General features: G+C 40.9%; 26 protein-coding genes. 11 read left to right on the top strand and 15 right to left on the bottom strand.

Annotated features, from left to right (window positions below):
- Position 1 precedes the first annotated feature (1 nt).
- The 7 genes from ispC to rpsB form a co-directional block, all read right to left on the bottom strand.
- Positions 2-1207 carry a 1-deoxy-D-xylulose-5-phosphate reductoisomerase gene (gene ispC, locus AAEY68_RS04535; RefSeq protein WP_024590724.1) on the bottom strand — a complete coding sequence of 402 codons (1206 nt, stop codon included), beginning with the start codon at positions 1205-1207 and terminating at the stop codon, positions 2-4.
- Positions 1204-2070 (bottom strand): phosphatidate cytidylyltransferase, encoded by an 867-nt coding sequence (locus AAEY68_RS04540; RefSeq protein WP_007580986.1) that lies wholly within the window; start codon positions 2068-2070, stop codon positions 1204-1206. Before AAEY68_RS04540 ends, ispC begins: the two co-directional genes overlap by 4 nt.
- Before the next feature lie 19 nt (positions 2071-2089).
- Positions 2090-2869, bottom strand: a complete 780-nt coding sequence (gene uppS / locus AAEY68_RS04545; RefSeq protein ID WP_007580985.1) for an undecaprenyl pyrophosphate synthase — start codon at positions 2867-2869, stop codon at positions 2090-2092.
- Positions 2870-3193: 324 nt separating this feature from the next.
- Positions 3194-3715, bottom strand: a complete 522-nt coding sequence (gene frr / locus AAEY68_RS04550) for a ribosome recycling factor (RefSeq protein WP_206008562.1) — start codon at positions 3713-3715, stop codon at positions 3194-3196.
- 49 nt (positions 3716-3764) lie between these two features.
- Positions 3765-4514 (bottom strand): UMP kinase, encoded by a 750-nt coding sequence (gene pyrH / locus AAEY68_RS04555; RefSeq protein WP_007580982.1) that lies wholly within the window; start codon positions 4512-4514, stop codon positions 3765-3767.
- Positions 4515-4671: 157 nt separating this feature from the next.
- Positions 4672-5523, bottom strand: coding sequence for a translation elongation factor Ts (tsf, locus tag AAEY68_RS04560; protein WP_007580981.1), 852 nt, complete (start codon positions 5521-5523; stop codon positions 4672-4674).
- A 103-nt stretch (positions 5524-5626) separates the two neighbouring features.
- A complete protein-coding gene (rpsB, locus tag AAEY68_RS04565; protein ID WP_007580978.1) occupies positions 5627-6355 on the bottom strand; it encodes a 30S ribosomal protein S2 in 729 nt (242 codons plus the stop codon).
- A 271-nt stretch (positions 6356-6626) separates the two neighbouring features.
- On the opposite strand from rpsB, the gene map reads away from it, so the two are divergent.
- From map to AAEY68_RS04585, 4 genes are all read left to right on the top strand, one after another.
- Entirely contained in the window at positions 6627-7412 is a 786-nt protein-coding gene (gene map, locus AAEY68_RS04570) for a type I methionyl aminopeptidase (RefSeq protein WP_007580976.1), read from the top strand.
- A 66-nt stretch (positions 7413-7478) separates the two neighbouring features.
- A complete protein-coding gene (glnD, locus tag AAEY68_RS04575; RefSeq protein ID WP_007580974.1) occupies positions 7479-10097 on the top strand; it encodes a [protein-PII] uridylyltransferase in 2619 nt (872 codons plus the stop codon).
- Positions 10098-10106: 9 nt separating this feature from the next.
- Positions 10107-10934: a 2,3,4,5-tetrahydropyridine-2,6-dicarboxylate N-succinyltransferase gene (gene dapD / locus AAEY68_RS04580; RefSeq protein ID WP_002958324.1), complete on the top strand. Its 828-nt coding sequence runs from the start codon at positions 10107-10109 to the stop codon at positions 10932-10934.
- 230 nt (positions 10935-11164) lie between these two features.
- Positions 11165-12343 carry a coiled-coil domain-containing protein gene (locus AAEY68_RS04585; RefSeq protein WP_010553749.1) on the top strand — a complete coding sequence of 393 codons (1179 nt, stop codon included), beginning with the start codon at positions 11165-11167 and terminating at the stop codon, positions 12341-12343.
- 152 nt (positions 12344-12495) lie between these two features.
- Here AAEY68_RS04585 and AAEY68_RS04590 read toward each other — a convergent pair whose 3' ends face one another.
- From AAEY68_RS04590 to pspA, 8 genes are all read right to left on the bottom strand, one after another.
- On the bottom strand, positions 12496-12840 hold the full coding sequence (locus tag AAEY68_RS04590) for a 4a-hydroxytetrahydrobiopterin dehydratase (protein WP_024592779.1): 345 nt from the start codon (positions 12838-12840) through the stop codon (positions 12496-12498).
- A 37-nt stretch (positions 12841-12877) separates the two neighbouring features.
- On the bottom strand, positions 12878-13675 hold the full coding sequence (phhA, locus tag AAEY68_RS04595; protein ID WP_002958327.1) for a phenylalanine 4-monooxygenase: 798 nt from the start codon (positions 13673-13675) through the stop codon (positions 12878-12880).
- Positions 13676-13912: 237 nt separating this feature from the next.
- A complete protein-coding gene (gene megL / locus AAEY68_RS04600) occupies positions 13913-15094 on the bottom strand; it encodes a methionine gamma-lyase (protein WP_350585588.1) in 1182 nt (393 codons plus the stop codon).
- Positions 15095-15243: 149 nt separating this feature from the next.
- Positions 15244-16269, bottom strand: coding sequence for a TIGR01620 family protein (locus AAEY68_RS04605; RefSeq protein WP_350585590.1), 1026 nt, complete (start codon positions 16267-16269; stop codon positions 15244-15246).
- Positions 16266-17684: a YcjX family GTP-binding protein gene (locus AAEY68_RS04610; protein WP_350585591.1), complete on the bottom strand. Its 1419-nt coding sequence runs from the start codon at positions 17682-17684 to the stop codon at positions 16266-16268. The genes AAEY68_RS04605 and AAEY68_RS04610 overlap by 4 nt, the downstream gene beginning before the upstream one ends.
- A 63-nt stretch (positions 17685-17747) precedes the next feature.
- Positions 17748-18149, bottom strand: a complete 402-nt coding sequence (gene pspC / locus AAEY68_RS04615; protein WP_007580963.1) for an envelope stress response membrane protein PspC — start codon at positions 18147-18149, stop codon at positions 17748-17750.
- Positions 18146-18379 carry an envelope stress response membrane protein PspB gene (pspB, locus tag AAEY68_RS04620; protein ID WP_024590985.1) on the bottom strand — a complete coding sequence of 78 codons (234 nt, stop codon included), beginning with the start codon at positions 18377-18379 and terminating at the stop codon, positions 18146-18148. The genes pspC and pspB overlap by 4 nt, the downstream gene beginning before the upstream one ends.
- A 72-nt stretch (positions 18380-18451) precedes the next feature.
- Positions 18452-19111 carry a phage shock protein PspA gene (pspA, locus tag AAEY68_RS04625; protein ID WP_002958333.1) on the bottom strand — a complete coding sequence of 220 codons (660 nt, stop codon included), beginning with the start codon at positions 19109-19111 and terminating at the stop codon, positions 18452-18454.
- 186 nt (positions 19112-19297) lie between these two features.
- Here pspA and pspF point away from each other — a divergent pair, with 186 nt between their 5' ends.
- The 7 genes from pspF to AAEY68_RS04660 all read left to right on the top strand — a co-directional run bounded on the left by pspF (position 19298) and on the right by AAEY68_RS04660 (position 26230).
- Complete coding sequence (gene pspF, locus AAEY68_RS04630; RefSeq protein WP_010553754.1) at positions 19298-20362, top strand: phage shock protein operon transcriptional activator; 1065 nt, start codon at positions 19298-19300, stop codon at positions 20360-20362.
- 15 nt (positions 20363-20377) lie between these two features.
- Positions 20378-21985: an ABC transporter substrate-binding protein gene (locus AAEY68_RS04635; protein ID WP_007580958.1), complete on the top strand. Its 1608-nt coding sequence runs from the start codon at positions 20378-20380 to the stop codon at positions 21983-21985.
- Positions 21985-23019: an ABC transporter permease gene (locus tag AAEY68_RS04640; RefSeq protein ID WP_007580956.1), complete on the top strand. Its 1035-nt coding sequence runs from the start codon at positions 21985-21987 to the stop codon at positions 23017-23019. Before AAEY68_RS04635 ends, AAEY68_RS04640 begins: the two co-directional genes overlap by 1 nt.
- Positions 23006-23899: an ABC transporter permease subunit gene (locus tag AAEY68_RS04645; protein ID WP_007580954.1), complete on the top strand. Its 894-nt coding sequence runs from the start codon at positions 23006-23008 to the stop codon at positions 23897-23899. The genes AAEY68_RS04640 and AAEY68_RS04645 overlap by 14 nt, the downstream gene beginning before the upstream one ends.
- Positions 23900-24892, top strand: a complete 993-nt coding sequence (locus tag AAEY68_RS04650) for a peptide ABC transporter ATP-binding protein (protein WP_007580952.1) — start codon at positions 23900-23902, stop codon at positions 24890-24892.
- Positions 24892-25653, top strand: a complete 762-nt coding sequence (locus AAEY68_RS04655) for an ATP-binding cassette domain-containing protein (RefSeq protein WP_024608618.1) — start codon at positions 24892-24894, stop codon at positions 25651-25653. The genes AAEY68_RS04650 and AAEY68_RS04655 overlap by 1 nt, the downstream gene beginning before the upstream one ends.
- Before the next feature lie 85 nt (positions 25654-25738).
- Positions 25739-26230, top strand: coding sequence for a VOC family protein (locus AAEY68_RS04660; protein WP_197120707.1), 492 nt, complete (start codon positions 25739-25741; stop codon positions 26228-26230).
- Positions 26231-26306: the final 76 nt, after the last annotated feature.

A 26306-nucleotide genomic window follows, 5' to 3' on the forward strand; every position in this document is an offset into this window, starting at 1 on the left:
ATTAATGCGCCACTTTTGTTATAAATTCTGAAGCGCTAATACGCGCTAATTTATCACACTCTAAAATTTCATCTAGGCTTTGCACATTGGTGTAAGTTGCAGCTTCTAGTGTCTGTGCATTTATTTTGTATATATCGGTAAAACCAATTTTACCGTTTAAGAATGCGCCCACAGCTATTTCATTTGCTGCGTTAACCGTTGTTGTCGCGCCCTGCCCTGCACTACACGCATCAATTGCTAATTGTAAATTTGGATAACGAGAAAAATCAGGTTTAGTAAACGAAAAATCACAAATATCAGAGAAGTTTAACGGTTTAACACCCGCATTAATTCGCTCAGGATACGCAAGTGCATGGGCAATTGGCGTGCGCATATCGGGGTTACCCATTTGCGCTAAAATAGAACCATCGTGGTACTGCACCATTGAATGAATGATACTTTGTGGATGAATAACCACATCAATATCACTCGCATCACAATTGAATAACCACTTAGCTTCAATAAACTCTAAGCCTTTGTTCATCATAGTTGCGGAATCTACTGATATTTTTTGACCCATCGACCAGTTAGGGTGTGCAACGGCTTCACTTACGGTTACATCTTTTAACGTATTTATATCACGCGTTAAAAATGGGCCACCAGAGCCGGTAAGCAAAATTTTACTTACGCCATGTTGCTGTAGTTTTTGATCGCCTTTGGCATTTTGTAACGAAGACGGTAGGCATTGAAAAATTGCATTATGTTCGCTATCTATTGGCAGCAAAGTGGCTTTATGTTGTTTAACTTTATCAATAAACAACTGACCTGACATAACTAAAGATTCTTTATTAGCTAGTAGTACTTTTTTACCCGCTTCAACAGCACTTAATGTGGGTAGTAAACCAGCTGCACCTACAATTGCCGACATTACAATGTCAACATCAGGATGAGCACATAAGTCACTCATTGCTTGCTCACCGTGCATAACAAGAGTTTGGCACTGAGTATTAGCTAAATACGCAGATAATTGCTCTGCGGCCTGCTGGTTAGCCATAATCGCATAAAGCGGTTCATGTTCAATACACAACTCCGCCATTTTCTTTGCATTTTGTCCTGCAGCCAAAACAAAAACATCAAATAACTCTTTATTGCGCGACACAACATCAAGTGTACTTAAACCAATTGAGCCCGTTGCGCCTAAAATAACCAGCAATTGCTTTTGGCTCATAAACTAAGAGTCCACGCATAGCACATAACAAACATTGGAGCAGCAGCCGTTAAGCTGTCAATTCTATCTAAAATACCGCCGTGCCCTGGTAAACATCGACCGCTATCTTTTAAACCAGCTTCACGTTTAAACATGCTTTCCAGTAAATCACCTACCGCAGAAAACAACGCAATAAATGCTGTCATTATCGCGTACACAGGCCATACAACTAAATCAACATCGGTAAAGTGACAAAATGCTAATACAAAAATAATAGAAGCGACTACACCGCCTGCTAACCCTTCAATTGTTTTATTAGGGCTTACTTTAGGCATTAACTTATGTTTACCAAAACTTTTACCCGTAAAGTAAGCACCCACATCTGCGCTCCATACAATACCGAGTACCACTAAAATTAGCACCGAACCAAAATGAGTTGATTCAGCATATTGCGCGCTACGTAGTGTATTTAGTGCAAGCCATAACGGCACAAGCGTTAATAATCCTGCAATGCCGCGCATAACTAGGCCTTCATTCCACGCTTTAGCCATTTCTGGGTAGCGCCAAATTAAATAGCTAGCAACAATCCACCAAGCAAACGAAAGCGTAAATACGTAATTTGCATCACCGACTAGCTTGCCATTTTCCCATAATGATTCAATAGGCCAATGTAAATTAAGCAAGGCAAGTAAAGCGCCAATAAACACAACAAAGGCAGCACGTTTAAGCTTGTCGCAAAGGCCCATAAATGCAGACCATTCCCATGCGCCTAATAATACAATTGCACCAGCAAAGTAACTAAATAACGTAAGCGGTGTATAAAAAACCAAAGCCAATGCTAATGGAGCTAGCACTAGAGAGGTTAAAATTCGTTGTTTTAACAAAATGTGACCCTTATTCTATTTAGGTTTGAGCGAGTAATTGTTTTATTTGTTCGCCCGTACAACCAAAACGTCGCTCTCTGGCAACGTAACACGCAATGGCCTCAGCAAATGCTGCTTCATTAAAATCTGGCCAAAGTGTCTCGGTAAAGTAAAGTTCTGCATAAGCAACTTGCCATAGTAAAAAATTACTAATACGAACATCGCCACCAGTGCGAATAAGTAAATCAGGTTCTGCCTGATCTGCCATGCTCATATGCTGTGCTAAGCGCTCTTCTGTAATATCTTCTGCGTTTAGTGTGCCCTGCGCAACTTGCAAAGCAAGTTGTTTTGCCGCATTGGCAACATCCCAACGACCACCGTAATTAGCTGCAACATTTAAACGCAACCCGGTGTTATTTTCAGTCAGCTTATGCGCAGCGTCTACCTTGCTACGTAATCCTTCAGAAAATCGTGATAAGTCTCCAATAATGGTCAGTTTTACATTGTTTTTATGAAGCTTTTTAACTTCCTTTGTTAAAACAAATAAGAAAAGCTCCATTAAAGTGTTTACTTCGTCTTCAGGGCGGCGCCAGTTTTCACTACTAAAAGCAAATAAGGTTAACGATTGTATCCCTAATTTAGTACAAAACTGAACAGATTGACGAACTGCGTCTACGCCTTTTTTATGCCCATACACACGAGGTCTATTTCTAGCTTGCGCCCAACGTCCGTTCCCATCCATGATGATAGCAACATGTTTGGGTAAACATTGCTGTGAAATTGTGTCAGCATCTAGAACCATAAATATCGAGTATTCCATAAAAAAACGCCGCCTAGTATACCCTAGACGGCGTTTCAAAACTAATAATTTTAATAGGTCCTGTCGACCTTTCAGGATTGTAATTTGTTCAATCTAGGGGCGACTTAATCGCGGCGCGAGATTTGTAACCTAGTGGACTAAGCAAAAATCGAGTAACAAAGAGTTAATCGCCCCTAGGCAGAACCCTTTGGGCAGCGCGTGTTTGGTTTTTATGCATCGTTATAGCCTAATTATGGGGAATAACCACACAACATAGGCTCTGCCTTGCCTAAAAACCAAACACACTGCTGCAAATTCAACCTCGAAAGATAAACAGGACCTTACTTAGATTTCCATCAATTCTGTTTCTTTGGCAGCTAATAAAGTATCCATTTCTTTAATAAACTTATCAGTAAGCTTTTGAATCGCATCATCTGATTGACGCGCTTCATCTTCAGATATGTCTTTATCTTTTAATAAACCCTTTACATCGCCATTAGCATCACGACGAATGTTACGAATAGCAACACGACCGCCTTCAACTTCGCCACGTACAATTTTGATTAGGTCTTTACGACGCTCTTCTGTAAGTGGAGGAAGTGGTACGCGAATAACAGTACCTGCCGACATAGGGTTTAAACCTAAGTCAGACGCCATAATTGCTTTTTCAACAGCTTGCGCTAAAGACTTATCAAATACACCAATAGCCAGTGTACGAGAATCTTCAATTGTTACGTTAGCAACTTGGTTTAAAGGCGTTGGTGCACCGTAGTACGACACCATAATGCCATCTAGGATTGCAGGATGTGCACGGCCAGTACGAATTTTAGATAATTGGCTACCTAGTGCAGTTACACTTTTTTGCATGCGCGCTTGCGCGTCTTTTTGAATATCGTTAATCACGGTTTAATCCTAATTATTTGATTATTTCATCTGAGGCTTGTGAAGAAATAAGTGTACCTTCTTCTTCACCCATAATTACGCGTTTTAGCGCGCCTGATTTATTCATGTTAAATACGCTCAATGGCATATTGTGATCGCGGGCTAGAGTAAATGCCGCTAAATCCATAACTTTTAATTCTTTTTCAATGATTTCATTGTAGCTTAAGTGGGTATAAAGCGTCGCATCTGGGTTTTTAACAGGGTCATCACTGTATACGCCATCAACCTTAGTCGCTTTAATTACTGTATCCGCTTCAATTTCGATACCGCGTAAACATGCTGCAGAATCGGTAGTAAAAAATGGGTTACCAGTACCCGCTGCAAAAATAACTACGCGGCCAGTTTTCAATAAACTAATTGCTTCAGCCCAGTTATAAGCGTCACATACACCATTAAGTGGAATAGCCGACATAAGACGACAATTTACAAATGCACGGTGTAGCGCATCACGCATTGCAAGGCCGTTCATAACCGTTGCAAGCATACCCATGTGATCGCCTACTACGCGATTCATACCTGCTTCTGCAAGTGATCCACCGCGTAAAAAGTTACCTCCACCAATAACTAAACCCACTTCTACGTCGAGCTCTACTAGCTCTTTAATTTCTTGTGCCATACGGTCTAAAACTTTAGGATCGATGCCGAAGCCTTCGTCTCCCATTAAAGCTTCACCACTTAATTTGAGAAGAACACGTCTAAAAATAGGTTTGCGATTGATAGTCATAGTATTGGGGCCAACTTTTATTGAATTATGGATAAAAAATAACCGCGCTTATGTTAAACATAAAAGCGCGGTTATTTTAAAGAATTTCTAGCTGCGAAGCAAAACCAAATAGTACTTTAATTGCATCTAATTTCATTATCCTTCACAAATAGTAATCTTACTTAGCTTTAGCAGCAGCAATTTGAGCAGCAACTTCAGCAGCAAAATCTTCTTCTTTCTTCTCGATACCTTCACCAACTTCTACACGTACGAAGCTAGTAACTGTTGCGTTTTTCTCTTTAAGAATATCGCCAACAGTTTTCTTAGGCTCCATGATGAAAGCTTGACCAGTAAGAGAAACCTCACCAGTGAATTTTTTCATGCGGCCAACAACCATCTTCTCAGCGATTTCAGCAGGCTTGCCTTCATTCATCGCGATTTCGATTTGTACTTGCTTTTCTTTAGCAACAACATCGGCTGGTACATCTGAAGGTGTTAAGTATTCAGGGCTAGATGCAGCAACGTGCATTGCAACGTGCTTAAGTGTTTCTTCATCAGCAACACCCGCAACAACAACACCGATACGATCGCCATGACGGTACTCAACTAGGTTTTCACCAGTTACGTACTGTAAACGACGTACATTGATGTTTTCGCCAATTTTAGTAACTAGCTCAACACGGTCTTCTTCAAACTTAGCTTGTAAGTCTTCGATAGAGATAGTGTCAGCAATTGCAGCGTCAGCAACTTTGTTAGCAAATGCTAAGAAGCTTACGTCTTTTGCAACGAAATCTGTTTGACAGTTAACTTCTACTAGTACTGCAACACCAGCGTTTTGCTTGATGATGATAGTACCTTCAGCAGCAATGTTACCTGCTTTTTTAGCAGCTTTAGCAGCGCCACTTTTACGCATGTTTTCAATCGCTAACTCGATGTCGCCATCAGTCTCAGTTAACGCTTTTTTACAATCCATCATGCCAGCGCCTGTGCGCTCGCGTAATTCTTTAACTAGGGCAGTAGTTACAGCCATTAGTAAATCCTCAAATCTGAAATCAGGTTAGATAAGCGGGTTACCCGCTCGACAAGAATAGCAAGTCTTCACCTTAAAAAGATGAAGACTTGATGACAGCTAATTACTCAGCTTCAACGAAATCGTCTTTCTCAGCTTGAGCAACGATGTTATTCTCGCGACCTTCAGTAATAGCAGCTGCAACAGCGCTAGTGTAAAGGCTTACAGCACGGATAGCATCATCGTTACCAGGTACGATGTAATCAACACCGTCTGGGTTAGAGTTAGTATCTACGATTGCAACAACTGGAATACCTAGGTTGTTTGCTTCACGGATAGCAATGTGCTCGTGGTCAGCATCGATAACGAAAAGCGCGTCTGGAAGACCGCCCATGTTTTTGATACCACCAAGGCTCTTTTCAAGCTTTTCCATTTCGCGGTTAAGCGTTAACGTTTCTTTCTTAGTTAATTTCTCGAAAGTTCCGTCTTGGCTTTGTGCTTCAAGGTCTTTAAGACGCTTGATTGATTGACGTACAGTTTTCCAGTTAGTCAACATACCACCTAACCAACGGTGATTTACGAAGAACTGGTCGCTTTCTAAAGCAGCTGATTTAACTGCGTCGCTTGCTGCGCGCTTAGTACCAACGAAAAGAACTTTACCTTTGTTTGCTGCAGCACTTGATAAAAACTTAAGTGCGTCGTTGAACATTGGTACAGTTTGCTCAAGGTTGATGATATGTACACGGTTACGTGTGCCGAAGATGAAAGGCTTCATCTTAGGGTTCCAGTAACGTGCTTGGTGACCAAAGTGAACACCAGCTTGAAGCATATCGCGCATTGAAACGTTTGCCATTTTATAGATCCTCTATAGTTGTTTAGGGTTAGGCCTCCACATATCCCATAGCACCAACACCGAAGTAATTAAACTTCAAATGCACCCAAGTGTATGTGACGATACGTGTGTGTGTTAAAATAAAATTGTGTTTGCCTTAAATACAAAAAATCATTTAAGAATTTATTTGTAAAAAGACGGCGCGCTTTATACCATATTAAAATTAAATACTCAACGTCGCGTGCAAAATTTGTTCGACGATAAATGTTAAAAACTCAACTTTGGAGCCTCAATGAGCGCTATTATCAAGACCCCTGAAGAAATAGAGAAAATGCGCGTAGCTGGGCGCTTAGCGGCCGATGTACTTGAAATGATCGGCCCTCATGTAGTGCCAGGTGTTACCACCGATGAGCTAAATACACTTTGTCATGATTATATTGTTAATGTGCAACAAGCAATCCCTGCTCCGTTAAATTATCATGGCTTTCCAAAATCAGTTTGTACGTCAGTTAATCATGTTATTTGTCACGGAATTCCAAATGACAAAGCATTAAAAGAAGGCGACAGTGTAAATATCGACGTAACTGTCATTAAAGATGGTTACCACGGCGACACATCTAAAATGTTCCACGTTGGTACACCAAACATTCAAGCTAAGCGTCTTGCAGAAGTAACACAAGAAAGCTTATACCTTGCTATTAAAATGGTAAAACCAGGTGTGCGCTTGGGTGATATTGGCTCAGCAATTCAAAAATATGCAGAGAGCTTTAACTACTCAATTGTACGTGAATATTGCGGCCACGGTATCGGCGCAGGATTTCATGAAGAACCACAAATAATGCATTACGGTAAAGCCGGTACCGGCGAGGCCTTAAAAGCAGGTATGTGTTTAACTATTGAACCTATGGTTAATGCGGGTAAACGCCAATGTAAGCTTCTTAAAGATGATTGGACAGTAGTAACACGCGACCGTAGTTTGTCTGCGCAGTGGGAACATACTTTATTAGTGACTGAAAATGGTGTTGAAATTTTAACGCTACGATCAGATGATACTATCGAGCGGATCATAGAACACTAATAAAACCGAAACACTTGATAAGAAAATTCTTATCCGTGTGAAAGGTTCAACAAGGAGCCAGCCCACGTGGCATTACCCAACAAAGTAAAAAAGTTGCTTAGCGATGCAGAGCAACTTAGTGATTATCGCGATTGTTCTAGCTATTTTTATAAATGGTTACATAACGAATTCTCTAAACAACCGGTTGGGAATTTAATTAATGCCCGGGCTGAGTTTATTGACCGCCTACTCATTAAGCTTTTTCATGTTTACGACTTAGCGCGCGAACCTGATTTAGCATTAATAGCGGTAGGCGGATACGGACGTGGTGAGCTACATCCCTACTCCGACATCGACTTTTTATTGCTTGTAACTAAACCGCCAAGCGAAGAAATATGCGAAAAAATAGGCCAGTTTGTCACCATGCTATGGGATCTCAACTTAGAGATTGGTCACAGCGTGCGTACGATAGAACAAGCCATTGAGCAAAAACGTGAAGACGTTACTTTTGCCACCAGCTTGCTCGAAAGCCGCCTTATTTTTGGTAACCACATTGAGTTTGAAAAACTCAAAATGCATATTCTTGAAACGCCAGTATGGCGCTCAGGTGAATTTTTTACTGCCAAAGTTCAAGAACAAAACTTACGCCACAGAAAGTGCCACGGCACAGCGTATAATCTTGAGCCAAACATTAAAGAAAACCCCGGTGGTCTGCGCGACTTACAAACTATTATTTGGGTGGCAAAAAAGCATTTTAGAACCGAAACCCTGCAAGAGTTAATAAGCCACGGATACTTAACTCACGAAGAGTTTCAAGAGCTTTCTGAGTGCCTAGAAAACCTATGGAACATTCGCTTTGCACTGCATTTAGCTGCAGGTCGAGCTGAAAACCGCTTATTGTTTGATCATCAACCGCAAGCTGCCGAAATTTTAGGTTTTGGTAGCGACGGCAAAGCCTCCGTTGAGCGTATGATGAAACGCTTATTTAGAATAATGAGCCGCGTGCGCGAACTGAACCAAATGCTACTTTCATACTTTGAACAAAGTATAATGCCCGAAAGTAGTGCTGTGGCAGCAATTGAACTCGACAGAAACTTTGAGCAAGTAGGTCATCAAATACGCGTAAAAGATCCGTCGGTATTTTTTAGACGCGACCAACTCTTTGTATTGTTTGAGCACATAGCCGATAACCCAGCAATAACGCATATTTACCCAAGTACTATTCGTACTATCCGCCAAGTGCGCCGTCGTTTATTGGGCGATTTGCAAGATTACGCAGCCTGTCGCGAAGCCTTTTTACGCTTAGTTAAACATCCTAACGGCATGGGCCGCGCATTTACGCTCATGCACAAGCACGGCATGCTTGCCGCCTACTTACCGCAGTGGCGTAATATATTTGGGCAAATGCAGTTTGATTTGTTTCACGCCTACACCGTAGATGAGCACACTCACAAATTAATCAAAAACATTTACGAATATTTTGATAAAACAGGCATTAGCGAGTTTCCTATTTGTAGTGAGATAGTCACTCGAATGGACAAACCAGAGCTACTTTATTTAGCCGGTATATTTCACGACATTGCTAAAGGCCGAGGTGGCGACCACTCAGAACTTGGCGCTGTTGACGCAATAGCATTTGCTAAATTACATGGTTTTTCATCGGTGGATGCAAAGCTCGTTGCATGGCTTGTAAGTAATCATTTACTTATGTCTGTTACCGCACAGCGTAAAGACATTAACGATCCTGCTGTAATAAAAGACTTCGCTACACGCGTTAAAACAGAGCGCCAACTCGACTACTTATATTGTTTAACCGTTGCCGACATACGTGCAACCAACGACAACTTATGGAACGATTGGAAAAACACCCTACTGCGTGAGCTCTACTTACACACGCAGCGCGCTTTGCGCCTAGGGCTCGAAAACCCAATGGATCAACGCGACCAAATTCGCGACAAAAAGCACCAAGCTAAACAACGCTTAATAAATCTGGGTTATCAAGAGGAAAAAATTGATTTAATTTGGAGCCGCTTTAAAGCCAACTACTTTACCGCCTTTAGCGAACAGCAAATATCATGGCAAAGTGAGCATTTATTAAGTAGCACAGACTTAAGCCAGCCAAGTGTTGTTGTATCTAACAAAGCTATGCATGGTGGCACACAAGTATTTGTATACAGCCCCTACTCTGGCCCACTGTTTGCCCGATTAGTAAGTGTGATTGGCTCTAAAAAAGCGCAAATACAACATGCGCAAGTACTGACCACAAAAGACGGTTACGTCTTGTTTAGCTTTGTAATACTTGAAGTAAGTGGCGACCCTATTGCAAGTGGTCGAGCGCAATCAATTAAACGTGGGCTTGAGCAAGCACTAAGCGATCCGCGTAAAAAGATTCGCTTTAAAAAGAGCCGCTCTCAACGCTTTAAAGATTTTAATATTAAACCTAAAATTGTGTTGCGCCCACATGCACGCAAAGACCGTAGCTTAATAGAAATTCAAGCCGTCGATATACAAGGTTTACTAACCAAAATAGCCGAAGTTTTCCAAGCGCATTTACTACACATTCACGCTGCCCGTATTACAACGGTAGGTGAACGTGCCGAGGATTTCTTTGTCGTATCTAATAACGAATACCAAGCGCTGACTGATGAAGAACAAGCAAAAATTCATCAGGCATTACGTAAAAAATTCAACGCCGAAACAGAATAGAGGACACACATGTCAGATTTAAAAACGATGATCGAAAACGCATGGGACAACCGCGATAGCATTAGCCCAAGCACAGTATCAAGCGACGTAAAACAAGCCATTATCGACGCACTTGATTTACTTGATAGCGGCGCAGCACGCGTTGCCGAAAAAATATCAGGTGAATGGGTTGTACACCAGTGGCTTAAAAAAGCAGTTTTACTGTCGTTTCGTATTCGCGACAACCAACCAATGAACGACGGCGTAAACCAGTTTTACGACAAAGTACCACTTAAATTTAGCGACTATACGCCAGAGCAATTTCAACAAGGTGGTATGCGCGTAGTACCAAACGCTGTAGCGCGTAAAGGCAGCTTTGTAGGTAAAAACGTCGTACTTATGCCATCGTACGTAAACATTGGCGCATATGTTGACGACGGCACCATGGTTGATACATGGGCGACTGTAGGCTCGTGTGCACAAATTGGCAAGAACGTACATTTATCAGGTGGCGTAGGCATAGGCGGCGTTTTAGAGCCTCTACAAGCTAACCCAACCATCATTGAAGACAACTGCTTTATTGGCGCACGTTCTGAAATTGTTGAAGGCGTAATTGTTGAAGAAGGCGCCGTAATTTCAATGGGCGTTTACATCAGCCAAAGCACCCGTATTTATGACCGCGAAACTGGCGAAATTCACTACGGCCGCGTACCAGCAGGCGCAGTAGTTGTACCAGGCGCACTACCGTCAAAAGATGGCACCCACAGCCTTTACGCTGCAATCATCGTGAAAAAAGTAGATAAACAAACACGTGAAAAAGTAGGCATAAACGCCCTACTACGCTCAATTGATGAGTAACACGTAGGTTGGGTTGAGTGAAACGAAACCCAACGATACTTTGAAGTTAAGTATTTTAGCTAAACTTTAATTGTATATAGAAAAGCTCTAAGCCCTTTGGGTTTAGAGCTTTTTTGTTATTAATAATAGGGTGATAAGCAATAAGTATGATTCACAGTTTCTAATTCGCTAAACTTTTACATAACCAGATTATTACGTTAAATTATTAAAAACTTAAATAGATAAATAATATGCATAACCAAGAACAAGGTAGTTTTTTTGAACTTTTTAAGGATAGACCACTTATTTTTACTTTTGCATGGGTGTTCTGCTTATCAAATTGGAAGAGTATTTGGTGGTTTTTAACTGAGCCTTTAAAATTCAGTATAAAGCTAGATACATATGAACAGTTAGGTTTTGACTTTTGCCTTTGGGTGCCTCTTCTCTGGACAGTCTTTGCTACAATTTTTTACCCATTGACTGTGCATATACCCGATTTTTTTAGAGGTGTGTGGCAAAATAAATATGACACTTTCAAAGCTAATCGAGAGCCAACTAAATTTATAGCTAAAAAAGAATATGAAAAGTTAAATAAACAGTTAAAGGATGAGATTAAAAGTGCTACGGGGGCTATGAATCAAGCTAGGCACCTAAATGACGAACTCACACAAAAACAGGATCGAATAAAGGCATTAACTAGTGAAAAAGATGAACTAAATGATCACCTTCATAAGCTTAGTATACAAGATACAAATACGAAGGAGAAATTGCTAAAAAGCAGTGAGCAATTCGATAGTATGTCAGATAAGTTCAACAATTTATCGCAAGCTCATTTAGATCTCAGTAATACACTGGAAAAGTATAAAGAGCAAAAAGTAGAGATAGAGAAAAAATATAATCAGCTAGTTTCTAAAAATAAAACTTTGGAGAAAAAACACTCTGAACAAATACATGAGTTTTATATGAATTCTCATCAGAAGAATTCAAACTTAAACCTAGCTCCAAGCAAAAAAGCTGAAATAATTAGTAAACTAGAGAAAACAAGCTCAACCCCTACCTATTTCATTGAGAATTACAGTCAAATAATGAACACTCCATTTATTGGTATCGTTATTAATGATTGCTTATATCAAGCTGGCAAATTGATATACATCCCAGATAACTATAAAAATGAAAGTGTGTTCATTAAGATTATTAACTCTTTCGAAGATACTGACCTACTCTATGGTTTTAGATTTCCAGATTCAAATATAATTCATCCGATTCCATATGAAGGTACCCTTGTACCATACACAACTGAAGAAGCTGACTTAAGTAGTAACAAGTTTATCGAACTTGTTACTACCTGGCGTGGTAACCCAGACCTCGCTACGGATGTTTATGAGGTTGAGTTTAGTGATGAAATTGAAAAATATAAAATAGAGTTCTAAAAATTTAATATACTAGAAATCAAATAATTTCAGTTTTACTTAATTAAGTTAATGTAACTTTGCTTGCTATTGTCAGCTAAAAACCCCCTCCCAAAAACCAAAAAAGCACTTATAAAATAAGTGCTTTTATTGGTTTGCTCAATTAGTGTGGTTTACAGCGCGTTAAATACGTCGTCTGTTTTAGCTGCGCAAATAAAGTCGTTTTTGTGTAAGCCTTTAATTGAATGGCTCCACCATGTAACCGTTACTTTGCCCCACTCGGTTAATAAACCTGGGTGATGGCCTTCGTCTTCTGCCATGTCGCCTACTTTGTTAGTAAACGCGATAGCCTGTTTAAAGTTTTTAAATTTATAAACACGCTCAAGCTGCATAATGCCGTCGCGTACTTCTGGTACCCAGTCTGGGATTTTAGTAATTAATTGTGCTAACTCTTCGCCAGATACTTTTGGCGCATCTACATGACAGGCTTCGCATTTTTGTGCACTTAATGAAGACATTCTAAATCCTTACTTTTAGCTTTTTTAGCATTAATATTTAACTGGCTAATTTTTCTTTTGGTGGAAATTTTGGGTCGTGCAAACCAAGCTCTTTAGCTCGCTCAACCAAAGTCATAATATCCATTTGCGATATATCAAACAGATCATGAATCGAATTTATGGTGTAGTACTGTGGTTGCATAATATCAATACGGTACGGCGTACGCAGTACATCAAGCACATTCATTGGGCTAATTTCTGGCGTGTTTGAGTATACGTACTGAGTTTCACCTGGGCTTGATAAAATACCACCGCCGTAAATACGCAGGCCATCTTCGGTTTGCATTAAACCAAATTCAACCGTAAACCAGTATATACGCGCAAGGTATACACGGTCCTTTTTCTGCGCTGCGTAACCTAATTGCCCGTACTTATGCGTAAACTCGGCAAAATCAGGATTAGTTAGCATGGCGCAATGGCCAAATATTTCATGAAAAATATCTGGCTCTTGTAGGTAATCAAACTCTTCGCGGCTACGAATAAATGTAGCTACCGGAAACTGCTTGTTTGCCAGTAATCTAAAAAACTCATCAAAGTCGATAAGTGCAGGTACTGGCGCTACTTGCCAACCGGTAGTGGCTAGTAACACTTCGTTTAGTTCGCTTAACTGCGGAATACGATCGTGCGGCAGATTAATCTTTTTTAACCCTTGCATGTACTCGTTGCAGGCTTTGCCTTCAATGCATGCAAGTTGGCGCGCTACAAGCTCTGACCAAATTTTATTTTCTTCATCACTCCAGTGTATAACACCATTTTCATCTGGTGTTTTGGATGTGTATTTACTTGCTTTAGCCATAAGTACCTTCTTGGGTGTGAGCCCTAAATCGGTGTCAGTGTGATACTCAAACCTAATGAATATCGAATGACCCCATACTATGCAAAAGTGAAGAAAAGTTTAATAGATAGGCTAACATCAGTATTTGGCGCGATCACCTAAATCGTAAAGTTAAAATTACACCTGTGGAACAATAAAAATACAGGCCTTTAAATAAAGGCCTGTAGCTTGCTTTTATGTGTATAGAATTAATTACACCTAACTAATTTTAGTAAAGGCTTGGTTTAAATCACTAATAATGTCGTTAACATCTTCAAGCCCAACCGAGAGTCTGATCAGCCCATCACTTATTCCAGCGGCAGCTCGCTCCTCTGGCGTATAAGGCGAGTGAGTCATAGATGCAGGATGCTGAATCAGTGTTTCAGCGTCGCCAAGGCTTACTGCAAGTGTACAAAGTTTCATACTATCAATAAATTGTGCGCCATCTTGTAGCGTACCTTTTATTTCAAACGCAATAACACCACCAGCGGCTTTCATTTGGTTACCAATGAACTTATAACCTAGGTGCGATTTAAGCCCCGGGTAATATACGGTGCTTACTTGTGGATGCGCTTCTAGATATTCGGCTATTGTTTGTGCGCTTTGACAATGGCGCTCTATTCTAATAGCGAGTGTTTTTAGGCCTCGATTAATTAGCCATGCGTCGTGCGGGCTTATGGTTGCACCAATGTCTTTTAGTACGGTCATTTTAATGTGTGTTATGTGCTCAAGCGATCCACATACAATACCGGCGACTACGTCTCCGTGGCCGTTTAAGTACTTGGTCGCACTGTGCATTATTATGTCGATACCGTATTTTTTGGGCGATTGCAGTAGCGGCGTTAAAAAGGTGTTGTCGACCACACTAATTAAGTTGTGCTCTTTAGCAACTGCGCCAATGAGTGCCAAATCAATCACCGCCATAGTGGGGTTGATTGGCGTTTCTACAAATATCATTTTTGAATTAGGTTTGATGGCAGCGCGTAGTTCGTCCTCGTTGGTCATATCAACAAAAGTGACTTCGATTCCCCAGCGCGGCAACATATGCGAGAAAAACGCAAAGGTACAACCATACAAAGCACTTGAAGCAACAAGATGATCTCCCTGCGATAAAAAGCTCAGTACTGAGGCAGATACAGCCCCCATACCCGTTGCGGTTGCAGCAGCTGCTTCACAGCTCTCTAGTTGAGCAACTTTTTGTTCAAGCTCTGTGGTTGTGGGGTTTCCTAAACGCGTATAAATATAGCCAGGTTCGTCGCCTGCAAAACGCGCAGCACCTTGTGCGGCATTTTCAAAATGAAAGGTAGAGGTTTGATACAAAGGAGAAGTGAGTGCGCCGTGCGGGTCGTTTGCTTTTTGTGGTCCGTGAATACACTGGGTGTTTATATGATGCTTGCTCATTGTAGGCTCATTTTTTGATTATTATGTTTTTGCGATTCAACAATCAAAACGTATGCGCTTACAAACAGCAAGCATGCCGGATGCTCAGATGGCTATTTGTGTAAAAACCATGCAGCGCACGTTTGTACACAAATATTGCCACTGCTAATCTAGTGTGTTGGTTCAGCCTTTTTACGGCTCATAATTTTACCTGCGATGCTTTGCACAGTGCCTTTTAGTAAGCTGCGTTTGTTTTCAAGCCGTGGTAATGGGCGACTAAGCTCCATTGCTTTGTAACCAATACGCGCTGTAAAAATACCGGCGCTGACACCTTGCGCTGCCCGCCCCGAAAGCTTACCTAAAAGCTCAGCACTCAATGCAGTTGCAGCAAGGTCAGACACAAGCTCAGCACTGCCTACAAACATTACTTGTTTTATCAGCATACGGTATAACTTTATACGGCTCGCGTAGCCAAAACCAATGCCATAAATTTTACCAATTTGTTCTATTAACTTAGTACCGCGCCAAAGCACAGCCATCATATCCACCAGCGCAAGTGGGCTTAGGGCAACTAGCAGTGCAGATTCAGTCGCAAAACGATTTATAAGCTTTTTAGCTTTGGTGTCTTGGGTTATTAATAAACTATTGGCGTACAGCGTCATTATTTCTTTGTCGCTGTGATGCGTCGCTACTTGGTTTTTAAAGATTTCAAAGTTATCAAGCTCCTGGTGTTTATTAAGCTTTTCAAGCCAAGGTAATGCACCGCCTACTTGCTCGCTGTTTAAAAGCCTGTCGGCTTCAACTCGGTGCAATTGGTTACGCTTTAAACTGCGCAGCATTCGGTACTCTCGCCACAATAAGCGCCCTATTAGCAGCACACCACTTACAACCGCTGTTAAATAAACACTGCCTAAAATAATTGACTGCTCGAAAGCAAATAATAACGAGTATGCAAACTCTAAAAGCACCAGCACTATAAAACTAATAGCAAAAACACCTTTAAGCGTTTGCCACTTTGACTTTTTGTACACAGGTTCTAGATCTATTTCTGGCTCTAGTGCTTCATCTTCAAGTTCTTCGTAATCACTTTGTCCGTGCTGAATAATTTTTGCAGGTGCTAAAACGGGTTCGTTTTGCTCAATGCTTTGCGTATCTATACGACGCCCTGCTTGAAATGGTTGGTTTGACTCACTCATGTTAATTTGTCTCCTAGCAGGTACTGCATGACATGATCTAATCGAATATGTTTTAGTTGTTTATCGGGGCTCGGTATTGGAGAAAACGATAAAAACTCAAATCCCTGTGCTGGCCACTCATTTTTATTAAGCATCCGCGAGGGAGGTTGCGGCGGTAAATACGTAAGCCAATCAGGCTCGTGTAATGGTTTGCCGTAAATGCAGTCAAGTGTTTGGCCTTTGTCGGCAATTTGGCGCGGCTGCGTTGCTGTAATTGACGACATAGCCATGGTTTCTATTTTTACACCATCAAACTTTAAATGATTACTTTGCTCATGCACGAGCGAATCAAGTAGCAGTGCTAAATCTTTATGGTGCTTAGCACTTATATGATCTGATTTATTAGCTGCAAATAATATTTTGTCTATGTTGGGCTTAAATAAACGTTTAAAAAAGCCTGACTCACCGTAATTAAAGTGTGCGAGTAATTGGTTTATTACACTGCTTTGCTCTTGGAGTGTTTCGTGCCCTTCGTTTAGCGCACTAAGTACATCTACAAGTACGATTTGGCGATCAAAGTGTCTAAAATGCTCATTATAAAATGGTTTTACAACTTCTTTTATATAAGCGTTAAAGCGCTTAATTAAATGCGCTAAATTAGAACCCGCAACGACATCGTCACTATTTACTTCACCCGATACCGGGAAAAACAATAGCAATGGCGCGCCTTGTAAGTCGCCAGGCATTAGCATGCGCCCAGGTTGTAACATGGCAAGTTTGGTGTCTTTTTTAAGCCCGACTAACATGCTTTGATAAAGCTGAGCAATATGGGCAAGTGCGTTTTCATCAACGGGAGCGTTTAAGTCAAGTTGCTCAACGGCCATTAAAAAATCACTTGATGTGTTTACGCGCGAAGGCTGAGTTAATAACGGATATTGCTGCTCGCACCATTGAGCATAGCTTTGCTCAAGCATAGGTAAATCAAGGAGCCATTCACCCGGGTAGTCAATAATATCTAAATAAAGCGTTGATTGCGGCGAAAAGTGGCCGCGCAGCCCTGCATTACTCTGATACTTTATTGCCAAGCGCAGCGTATTAATCCGCTCGGTTGATGCAGGCCATGTAGGCATCCCATCGCTGGGTAATAATGAATTTAGCGCGCGCGTATAATTAAACGTAGGGACTTTTAACGCTTCTTGCGGCACAACTTTAGTGGCCACATGGCGGTGCTCGCGCATTACATCAAAAAAAGGTAAGTTTTTATCGTCTGCTTGGGTTGTTAAGTGTTTAACAAGCGCGGTAATAAAGGCTGTTTTACCACTACCACTTAGGCCCGTTACGGCAAGTTTTACGTGTTGGTCTAAACTGCGATGAAGCGCTTTTTGTGCTTTGCCTTTAATACTTTTAAAGGTCTTTTTTGCAAATGATTGGCTCATAAAGTGTCTTGCACCTAATTTGCCGTAATTTATCACGCTGCAAATAAGGTGCTATTAAATCCTTTAAAGTTTGTTAATTTCACGGCTCACCGTAAACTCGCTTGAAGTTACATGGCGCTCCATATCTTGAAGGCGAGTATCTACACGCGTTAAACGCTCTTTTAAATCTTGCAATGCGCGGCGCGGTGGCTCGCCCTTTTGCCATACTTTAAATTTTACTTCTAGCGGATCGTCAGTTTTAGTTGAGCTTTTAGTTTGCACTGTTGCGGGCTCTTTTTTATCTAAAATGAACCAGGCTGCAATATACGCTACCACAAATAATGGGCCACCCGTTAGCAGTACCGCACTAACAAATATAATGCGAACTAACCATAACTCCATATTAAAGTAGTCACTTAATCCCGCACATACTCCGGCTATTTTACCGCGTTGTGGGTCTCTTAATAATTCGCGTTTGGCACTCATACTTTGCGTCTCCATTGTGGTGACTCTTGATCAAGCAATGCTTCAAGTGTTTCTAACCGATCGGCCATTTTTTCTGCCTTTTGCGCAAGCTCAAGTAATTGGCGATGCTCGTGTTCACTTAAACCTTGGCTTACTTGTTTTTTGCTACGGTAGTGCAAAATTAGCCACAGCGGAGCAACAAAAATCATAAACAAGATAAATGGTGCAACTAGTATCTCTGGATCAAACATAATCCTCTCCTGACAATCCGTTTTGATGTTTTTAAGCTGGGGCACATGGGCCCCATATATTTTTATATGTAATTATTTATCAGCTAGCTTCTTTTTAAGTTCGGCTAGCTCATCATCTATCTTTTCATTTTTTTGTAGATTAGCAATTTCGTCCGCTAACGTCTTTTTACCTAAATCGTAAGACTCAATTTGAGATTCTAGTCCATCAATTTTAGTTTCGTAACGTTCAAAGCGATTAAGTGCGTCTTCTACTTTTGAGCTATCAAGTGTCTTTTTCACTTCAAGGCGCGACTCAGCCGAACGTTGGCGAAGTATAATTGCCTTTTGACGAGATTTCGCATCTGCTAGCTTTTCTTGTAGTGTCGTTACTTCTTGCTGTAGTTTCTCAATATGAGACTCTACATGTTCAAGTTCACTAGCGACTGAAGCAACGGCATCTGCCGACTTTTGCTTTTCAAGTAGGGCTGAACGCGCTAAATCGTCTCGGTCTTTACTTAAAGCCAGTTCGGCTTTATCTTGCCAATCGCTTACTTGTGCTTTAAGCGTATCTAAGCGGCGTACAATTTCTTTTTTCTCAGCTAATGTTTTAGCTGATGTAGAACGTACTTCAACAAGCGTATCTTCCATTTCTTGAATAATCAGACGAACCATTTTTTCTGGGTCTTCTGCTTTATCTAAAATGGCGTTGATATTAGAATTAACAATATCTGCAAAACGTGAAAAAATTCCCATAACATTTACCTCTGTAATTAAAACTTAGTTAGTCTGCTATAACTAGTATCAATATGCTTGCCAACTTTTTAAAAGTTAAAATACACTTTATTTTCATTGCGTTAAACTAAATATACAAATTTCTTTAGTTATCCCTACTTATGAAATACACTAACTGTTAGTAAAAATGACCAAGAGTTAGGAAATATGAGTCAATATCGCCAACAGGATAATTTACTCGGCCAATCAGATAGCTTTCTGTCTGTATTAGATCAGGTATCGCAACTGGCTAATTTAGATAAACCGGTACTTATTATTGGTGAACGCGGCACAGGTAAAGAGCTAATAGCAGCACGCTTACACTTTTTATCAAAACGTTGGGACCAAAACTACGTAAAACTTAACTGTGCAGCACTTAACGAAAACTTACTCGAAAGTGAATTGTTTGGCCACGAAAGCGGTGCTTTTACGGGGGCAAGCAAACGCCACGAAGGTCGTTTTGAACGCGCTAACAGCGGCACACTGTTTTTAGATGAATTAGCTAATACCTCAGCTATGGTACAAGAAAAATTGCTGCGCGTTATAGAATACGGTGAGTTTGAACGTGTTGGCGGCAAACAAACTGTAAAAGTAGATACACGCTTAGTGTGTGCTACAAACGAAGATCTTCCTTATTTAGCTGAGCAAGGTGAATTTAGAAGTGACTTACTCGATCGCCTTGCCTTTGATGTAATTACCCTGCCGCCACTGCGCGAACGCCAAGACGATATTATGCTTCTTGCTGAGCAGTTTGCGATGAATATGGCGCGCGATTTAGAGTGGGAACTCTTTAGCGGTTTTACCCGAAGCGCAACAGAAACACTGCTTAGTTATGATTGGCCTGGTAATATTCGTGAACTTAAAAATGTGGTTGAACGCAGTTTGTATCGCCACGGTAGTGAACATATCCCCGTTCACCAGATTATTTTAGACCCATTCGATAGCCCATTTAGACCAAAAGCGCGCATTAAAGCACCTATAGCGGCTCAAACTGTTAATGCCGAGCCTATTGTTGTTGCGCCGCCGATTACTCAAACAAGCAATGATTCAGCCGTTGATATTCAATTTCCGTGCAGCTTAAAAGAGCGTTCTAACGACTTTGAAATAAACATGATTAATAAAGCGCTCGAACATAGCCAATTTAATCAAAAGAAAACTGCAGAAGTACTTGGTTTAACGTATCATCAATTACGTGGTTATCTTAAAAAATACAACTTGTTGGATCAACAATAGTCAGAGGTTATGCGGGTGCATAAATTATTACTTGTTTTGCTTGCCACCACTTTAGTTGGTTGCCTTGATAGCAAAGAAGAAATCATAGAAGAAAAAAACCAAGGCTTAGTTTATTGCGCTGAAGCTAACCCTGTGTCGTTTAATCCGCAAGTCACGACCACCGGTTCAACTATTGATATAATTGCTAACCAATTATACGACCGTTTAATTAGCATTGACCCTGTTACGGCAGAATTTCAAAGTGAGTTAGCAACCGATTGGAAAATTAGTAAAGATGGTAAATCGGTTACCTTTACCTTGCGTAAAGATGTAAAGTTTCATACAACTTCTTATTTTACCCCATCGCGGGATTTTAACGCCGACGACGTTATATTCACCTTTAGCCGATTATTCGATGTATACAATCCATATCACTTTGTGGGCGATGCTAATTACCCGTATTTTCAAAGTGTGGGAATTGATCAACTCATTCGTAAAATTGTGCGTGTGTCTGACTACCAAGTGCGTTTTGAACTGTTTAATCCTGAAAGCAGCTTTTTAGCTAATATGGCCACCGACTTTGCCGTGGTGCTTTCAGAAGAATACGCCATGGAACTTAAGAAAAAAAACGAAGAAAACTTATTTGATCAGTACCCTATTGGCACTGGTCCCTATATTTATAAAGAATACCGCCGAGATCACCTTGTACGCTTTTACCGTAACCCACTTTATTGGAAGCACGACGTTGCACTTGAACAATTGGTTTACGACATAACCCCTAACGGCACTACGCGTATAGCAAAAATGCTGACTAAAGAGTGCGATGTAACGGCTCATCCAAGTAGTGCGCAATTGAGTATTTTAGCGCAACGTGATGATATAAACGTTGAAAAAGAAACGAACTTAAACATAGGTTATTGGGCGTTTAATACAGAACGTGCCCCGTTTGACGACTTGCGCGTACGCCGAGCACTCGCGCATGCAATAGATGTAGATAAAATAATGCAGGCGGTTTATTACGGTAATGGTACTCGCGCACAATCTATTTTGCCGCCAACCTCTTGGGCGTTTGAACCACAAGAAGATATACCTACGTTTGATCCAGAACTTGCTAAAAAGTTACTTATTGAAGCAGGCTTACCTGATGGCTTTGATATGACGATATGGGCTATGCCGGTGAGTCGTATTTATAACCCTAACGCGCGTAAAATGGCTGAGCTTATGCAAAGTGATTTACGCAAAGTGGGCGTTAATGTAAGCATTGTAGAATATGAGTGGAACACGTTTATTCAACGTATTGGCGAGCACAGGCACGACAGTGTATTACTTGGTTGGGCCGCAGATACACCCGACCCTGATAACTTTTTTAGCCCACTGCTAAGTTGCACCGCTACTTTTAGTGGTAAAAACCCAGCAAACTGGTGTAATCCCCAATTTGACTTATTGCTCACTCAAGCGCTAGACACCACTGATTTAAACAAACGTAAAAAATACTACGAAGACGCACAAAGCTTAATTATTCAAGAGCTGCCGTTGTTACCTATTGCTCATGGCCTGCGCTTTCAAGCGAGTAGCGCCGATGTGGAAGGTATAACACTTGGCCCGTTTGGTGCTATTTCGCTTGCCAATGCGAGGAAAAAATAATGATCTTAGATTATATTTTACGTCGCCTTGGTTTATTCTTTTTTATGATACTGATGCTCAGCGTATTTACGTTTTCACTAGCGTATTTATTTCCCGGTGACCCGCTAAGTAATTTAAGTGGCATACCAAGTAGTAACTTTGCACAGCATAGTGAGCTTGAAGACAAATATTTATATAACAGCAATTACTTTATGCAATACATTGCCTTTTTAGGGCGAATATTTCAGGGTGATTGGGGGCTTTCGTTTGCCTCTGGTAATAGTGTGTTTAGCCATATTGTTGATTTGTTACCGGCTACTTTAGAGCTAAGCGTATACGCATTAATTGTATCGGTTGTTATTGGTGTACCGACTGGCATTTTAGGCTCTGGGTATCATAAACGTTGGCCAGACAAGCTTATAAATTCCACCACTATGGTGGGTTATTCAATGCCTGTATTTTGGCTCGCATTGTTATTAATAATGGTTTTTTCATTAAAGCTTGGCTGGTTTCCTATGTCGGGAAGAATGGGGCTCCTTTACGAAATACCCGCCAGTACTGGTTTTATTTTAATTGATATTGCACTGGCTGGCTTTCCATATAAAGGAATGGCCTTTGTTGATGCGCTGCGCCATTTAACACTTCCGACTATTGTACTGGCTATGTATCCAACCACTGTATTAGTGCGCTTTACTCGCGAGTCTATGCTTAAAGTAATGGATCAAAACTTTATTAAAACAGCTAGGGCAAAAGGCCTTAACCGCCGCCAACTTATCATGCACCATGCACTGCGTAATGCATTACTGCCGGTAATTAAGCAAATTGGTTTGCAATTTAGTACGCTAATAACGCTTGCGATGATTACCGAAGTTATTTTTTCGTGGCCGGGTATTGGCCGATGGTTAATCGATAGTATTTATCAGCGTGACTTTCCTGCAATTCAAGGCGGGTTAATGGCAGTGTCTTTATTTGTTATTTTAGCTTCTATTACAGCTGAGCTTACTTACACTTTATTCGATCCACTCTCGCGGAATCAGGCCCATGGCAAAGTTTAATTTATTTTCTGAAGAGTCGAATAAATCGCCACTGGCGCGATTTTGGCGAAAGTTTAAAAATAACCACCCTGCTTTGGTTGGTTTATGGATATTTATGGCGTTTGCACTATTAGCCGCCACCGCTCCTTTTTTAGCCCCGTATGGTGTAAACCAACAACACACTGATGCACTGCTTATTCCGCCATCGTGGCGAGAAATGGGCGATGTACGCTTTCTTTTAGGTACCGATGATTTAGGCCGTGATGTACTCTCGCGCTTAATGAATGGTGCTACGTATACGTTTGGCCTCTCTGTTGTAGCCGCCCTAATCACGACTATTTTTGGTGTGTTAGTGGGTACTTTTGCAGGGATTAGTAAAGGGCTGCGTTCAAGCTTTTTAAATCACTTGCTTGATATAACGCTTTCTATTCCTTCTTTGTTACTGGCAATAATAATAATCGCCATACTCGGCCCGGGTTTAATGAATACCGTATGGGCAATTATTTTAGCATTACTGCCGCAGTTTATTCACTCAGTGCGTAACCTGATTGTTGATGAATTAAGTAAAGATTACATTACTGCGTTTAGACTAGATGGTGCGTCTAATTGGCATATTATATCGCGTGGTATTTTTCCTAATATTTATGAGCATATTGTGGTTATATTCACGATGGCGCTTTCTACCGCTATATTAGATATTTCAGCACTGGGATTTTTAAAATTAGGGGCTCAGCCACCGACGACCGAATGGGGCGCAATATTAGCCGAAAACCTAGGCCTCATTTATTTAGCACCGTGGACTGTAGCGCTACCTGGTATACTGTTATTTTTAGCCGTGTTATCTACTAATTTAGTAGGCGATGGCCTGCGACAAGTGCTAAAAGCACGTAAGGCTGATTAAATGCAATTACTCGATGTTCGTAACTTAACAATTGAACTACGTACCTCTGAAACTGTAATTAGAGCCGTAGACAGAGTGAGTTTTAGCTTAAAAGAAGGCGAAGTACATGCGCTTGTGGGCGAGTCTGGCTCTGGTAAAAGCCTAATAGCAAAAGCGATTATTGGTGTATTGAACGAACGCTGGGACATTACTGCCGACCGTATTCATTGGCGCGGCGTAGACTTAATGCGTTTAAGTCCAGAGAAACGCCGTAAAATAGTAAGCCAAGATATAGCGATGATCTATCAAGATCCAAGTCGCTGCCTTGACCCAACCGCTAAAATATTTGACCAAATTGCCGAAACATTGCCAGAGATCGCAACTAAAGGTTTCTTTTTAAAGCGCAACCGCGAGAGAAAAGACAGAGTAAAAGCGCTTATTCATAAAGTGGGCATTAAAAACCACGAAGCAGTACTAAGTAGTTACCCTCATGAGCTCTCAGAAGGCGTATGTCAAAAAGTAATGATTGCAATGGCCATTGCCCGCACTCCAAAGCTATTGATAGCAGATGAGCCAACTACAGCGCTTGAGAGCACAACTCGCGCACAAGTATTTAGATTACTAAAAAGCTTAAACCAACTTAAAAATATGTCTATTTTGATGATCTCTCATGAACTTGAAGAGATTGCACATTGGTCGCATGGCATTCATGTTTTATATTGCGGGCAAATGGTTGAAGCAGGCCCAACCCATGAAATATTCAAACAGCCTCGCCATCCATACACGCAAGCATTACTAAAAAGCTTGCCAGACTACGAACAAGGTTTAGCGCATAAAGAACCTTTTTATGCACTTAAAGGGACTATCCCTACCCTGCAACATTTGCCCATTGGCTGCCGCCTCGGACCGCGTTGTCCGCAAGCACAAAAAGCCTGCGTGGTAACTCCCACCCTTACTAAGCATCATGGTCATAGTTATGCGTGCCATTTTCCGTTAATTAAGGACATGAAATAATGCAGCCACTGTTAAAAGTACAAGCGCTTTCAAAAACATTCAATGTGCGAGCAGGGCTTTTTTCACGTAAAAAGTTTGAAGTACTTAAAAATATTTCGTTTTGTGTCGGTAAAGGCGAAAGTATTGCCATAATTGGTGAAACAGGTGCAGGTAAAAGTACATTAGCAAAACTACTTTCAGGAGCTGATACTGCTGATAGCGGGCAAATTTTGCTCGAGAATAATATTATCGAAGATAATGGCGTACGCGATAATCAATGCCGGGATATTCGTATGATTTTTCAAGATTCAGCTGCATCGCTCAACCCGGGGTTGACCATTGGCGAAATGCTTGATGATTGCCTGCAATATAATACTGAGCTTGATGCTAGTGAACGCACTGAAAAAATTGATGCAACGCTTTCAAAGGTGGGTTTGTTAATCGATCATAAATACTACTACCCGCATATGTTTAGTGTGGGGCAACTACAGCGTGTTGCGTTTTCTCGTGCATTAATTTTAGATCCTAAGGTGATTGTGCTTGATGAAGCCGTTTCGTCTTTAGACCCTTCTATACGCGCGCAAATAGTGAATTTATTACTTAAGCTGCAGCGCGACACAGGCCTTACGTATGTGATGATCACCCATCATTTAAGTCTAGTGCGCCACATCAGTGATTATGTGGTTGTACTCGATAAAGGCGAAGTAGTTGAATACGGCCCTACTGAAGATGTTTTTCAAAACCCCCAATCAAAAGTAACGCAGCGATTACTTAGCTGCTAAACGCAGCCTAGCGTGTAATGTAATCTCCTTTATGAAGGTCTTTGTTAAATGCGCAATTTAACAACTAAAACCATAAAGAGGATCTATGCTAAAAAAAACATTACTCACAGGCATTTCATCATTAGCGTTACTACTGCTATCAACAACCTCAATAGCTGACGAAAACTCTAGCTCTAAAAGTTGGGTTGGTGGCGTTGATCATTTAGGTTTAACCGTATCAAACTTAAATGCATCCAAAGCATTTTTTACTGATGTACTTGGTTTTAAAACGCTAGGAAGTGATCCAACCTACCCCGCTTATTTTTTATCAAACAATAAAATAACCATTACATTATGGCGCGTAAAAAATGATGAAAAACGTGTGGAGTTTAATCGAGCAGAAAATGTGGGCTTACACCATTTAGCACTCAGTGTAGAAAGTATCAAAAAGTTAAGCGAGCTACATACACACTTAGAAATGCAAAATAATATTACTATAGAGTTTGCACCAGAAAACTTAGGTAAAGGTCCAACCCAACATATGATGATAAGAGAGCCTAGCGGCAATCGGATTGAGTTTATTGCCAGAGGTAATTAATACCAATCCGCAATAATACTTAATTAAGCGAATTGGTAATATACCAACTTTATTTAAGACAATAAAAAAGGCGCTT

The sequence above is a fragment of the Pseudoalteromonas sp. RB2-MNA-CIBAN-0110 genome (assembly GCF_040309305.1).
GTDB classification, from domain to species: domain Bacteria; phylum Pseudomonadota; class Gammaproteobacteria; order Enterobacterales; family Alteromonadaceae; genus Pseudoalteromonas; species Pseudoalteromonas arctica.

Coding starts and splice junctions, on each gene's coding strand:
- ispC (WP_024590724.1), bottom strand. CDS start 1,207: ATGAGCCAAAAGCAATTGCTGGTTATTTTAGGCGCAACGGGCTCAATT.
- uppS (WP_007580985.1), bottom strand. CDS start 2,869: ATGGAATACTCGATATTTATGGTTCTAGATGCTGACACAATTTCACAG.
- frr (WP_206008562.1), bottom strand. CDS start 3,715: ATGCAAAAAAGTGTAACTGCACTAGGTAGCCAATTATCTAAAATTCGT.
- pyrH (WP_007580982.1), bottom strand. CDS start 4,514: ATGACTATCAATCGCAAACCTATTTTTAGACGTGTTCTTCTCAAATTA.
- tsf (WP_007580981.1), bottom strand. CDS start 5,523: ATGGCTGTAACTACTGCCCTAGTTAAAGAATTACGCGAGCGCACAGGC.
- rpsB (WP_007580978.1), bottom strand. CDS start 6,355: ATGGCAAACGTTTCAATGCGCGATATGCTTCAAGCTGGTGTTCACTTT.
- map (WP_007580976.1), top strand. CDS start 6,627: ATGAGCGCTATTATCAAGACCCCTGAAGAAATAGAGAAAATGCGCGTA.
- dapD (WP_002958324.1), top strand. CDS start 10,107: ATGTCAGATTTAAAAACGATGATCGAAAACGCATGGGACAACCGCGAT.
- AAEY68_RS04585 (WP_010553749.1), top strand. CDS start 11,165: ATGCATAACCAAGAACAAGGTAGTTTTTTTGAACTTTTTAAGGATAGA.
- AAEY68_RS04590 (WP_024592779.1), bottom strand. CDS start 12,840: ATGTCTTCATTAAGTGCACAAAAATGCGAAGCCTGTCATGTAGATGCG.
- phhA (WP_002958327.1), bottom strand. CDS start 13,675: ATGGCTAAAGCAAGTAAATACACATCCAAAACACCAGATGAAAATGGT.
- megL (WP_350585588.1), bottom strand. CDS start 15,094: ATGAGCAAGCATCATATAAACACCCAGTGTATTCACGGACCACAAAAA.
- AAEY68_RS04605 (WP_350585590.1), bottom strand. CDS start 16,269: ATGAGTGAGTCAAACCAACCATTTCAAGCAGGGCGTCGTATAGATACG.
- AAEY68_RS04610 (WP_350585591.1), bottom strand. CDS start 17,684: ATGAGCCAATCATTTGCAAAAAAGACCTTTAAAAGTATTAAAGGCAAA.
- pspC (WP_007580963.1), bottom strand. CDS start 18,149: ATGAGTGCCAAACGCGAATTATTAAGAGACCCACAACGCGGTAAAATA.
- pspB (WP_024590985.1), bottom strand. CDS start 18,379: ATGTTTGATCCAGAGATACTAGTTGCACCATTTATCTTGTTTATGATT.
- pspA (WP_002958333.1), bottom strand. CDS start 19,111: ATGGGAATTTTTTCACGTTTTGCAGATATTGTTAATTCTAATATCAAC.
- pspF (WP_010553754.1), top strand. CDS start 19,298: ATGAGTCAATATCGCCAACAGGATAATTTACTCGGCCAATCAGATAGC.
- AAEY68_RS04640 (WP_007580956.1), top strand. CDS start 21,985: ATGATCTTAGATTATATTTTACGTCGCCTTGGTTTATTCTTTTTTATG.
- AAEY68_RS04645 (WP_007580954.1), top strand. CDS start 23,006: ATGGCAAAGTTTAATTTATTTTCTGAAGAGTCGAATAAATCGCCACTG.
- AAEY68_RS04650 (WP_007580952.1), top strand. CDS start 23,900: ATGCAATTACTCGATGTTCGTAACTTAACAATTGAACTACGTACCTCT.
- AAEY68_RS04655 (WP_024608618.1), top strand. CDS start 24,892: ATGCAGCCACTGTTAAAAGTACAAGCGCTTTCAAAAACATTCAATGTG.
- AAEY68_RS04660 (WP_197120707.1), top strand. CDS start 25,739: ATGCTAAAAAAAACATTACTCACAGGCATTTCATCATTAGCGTTACTA.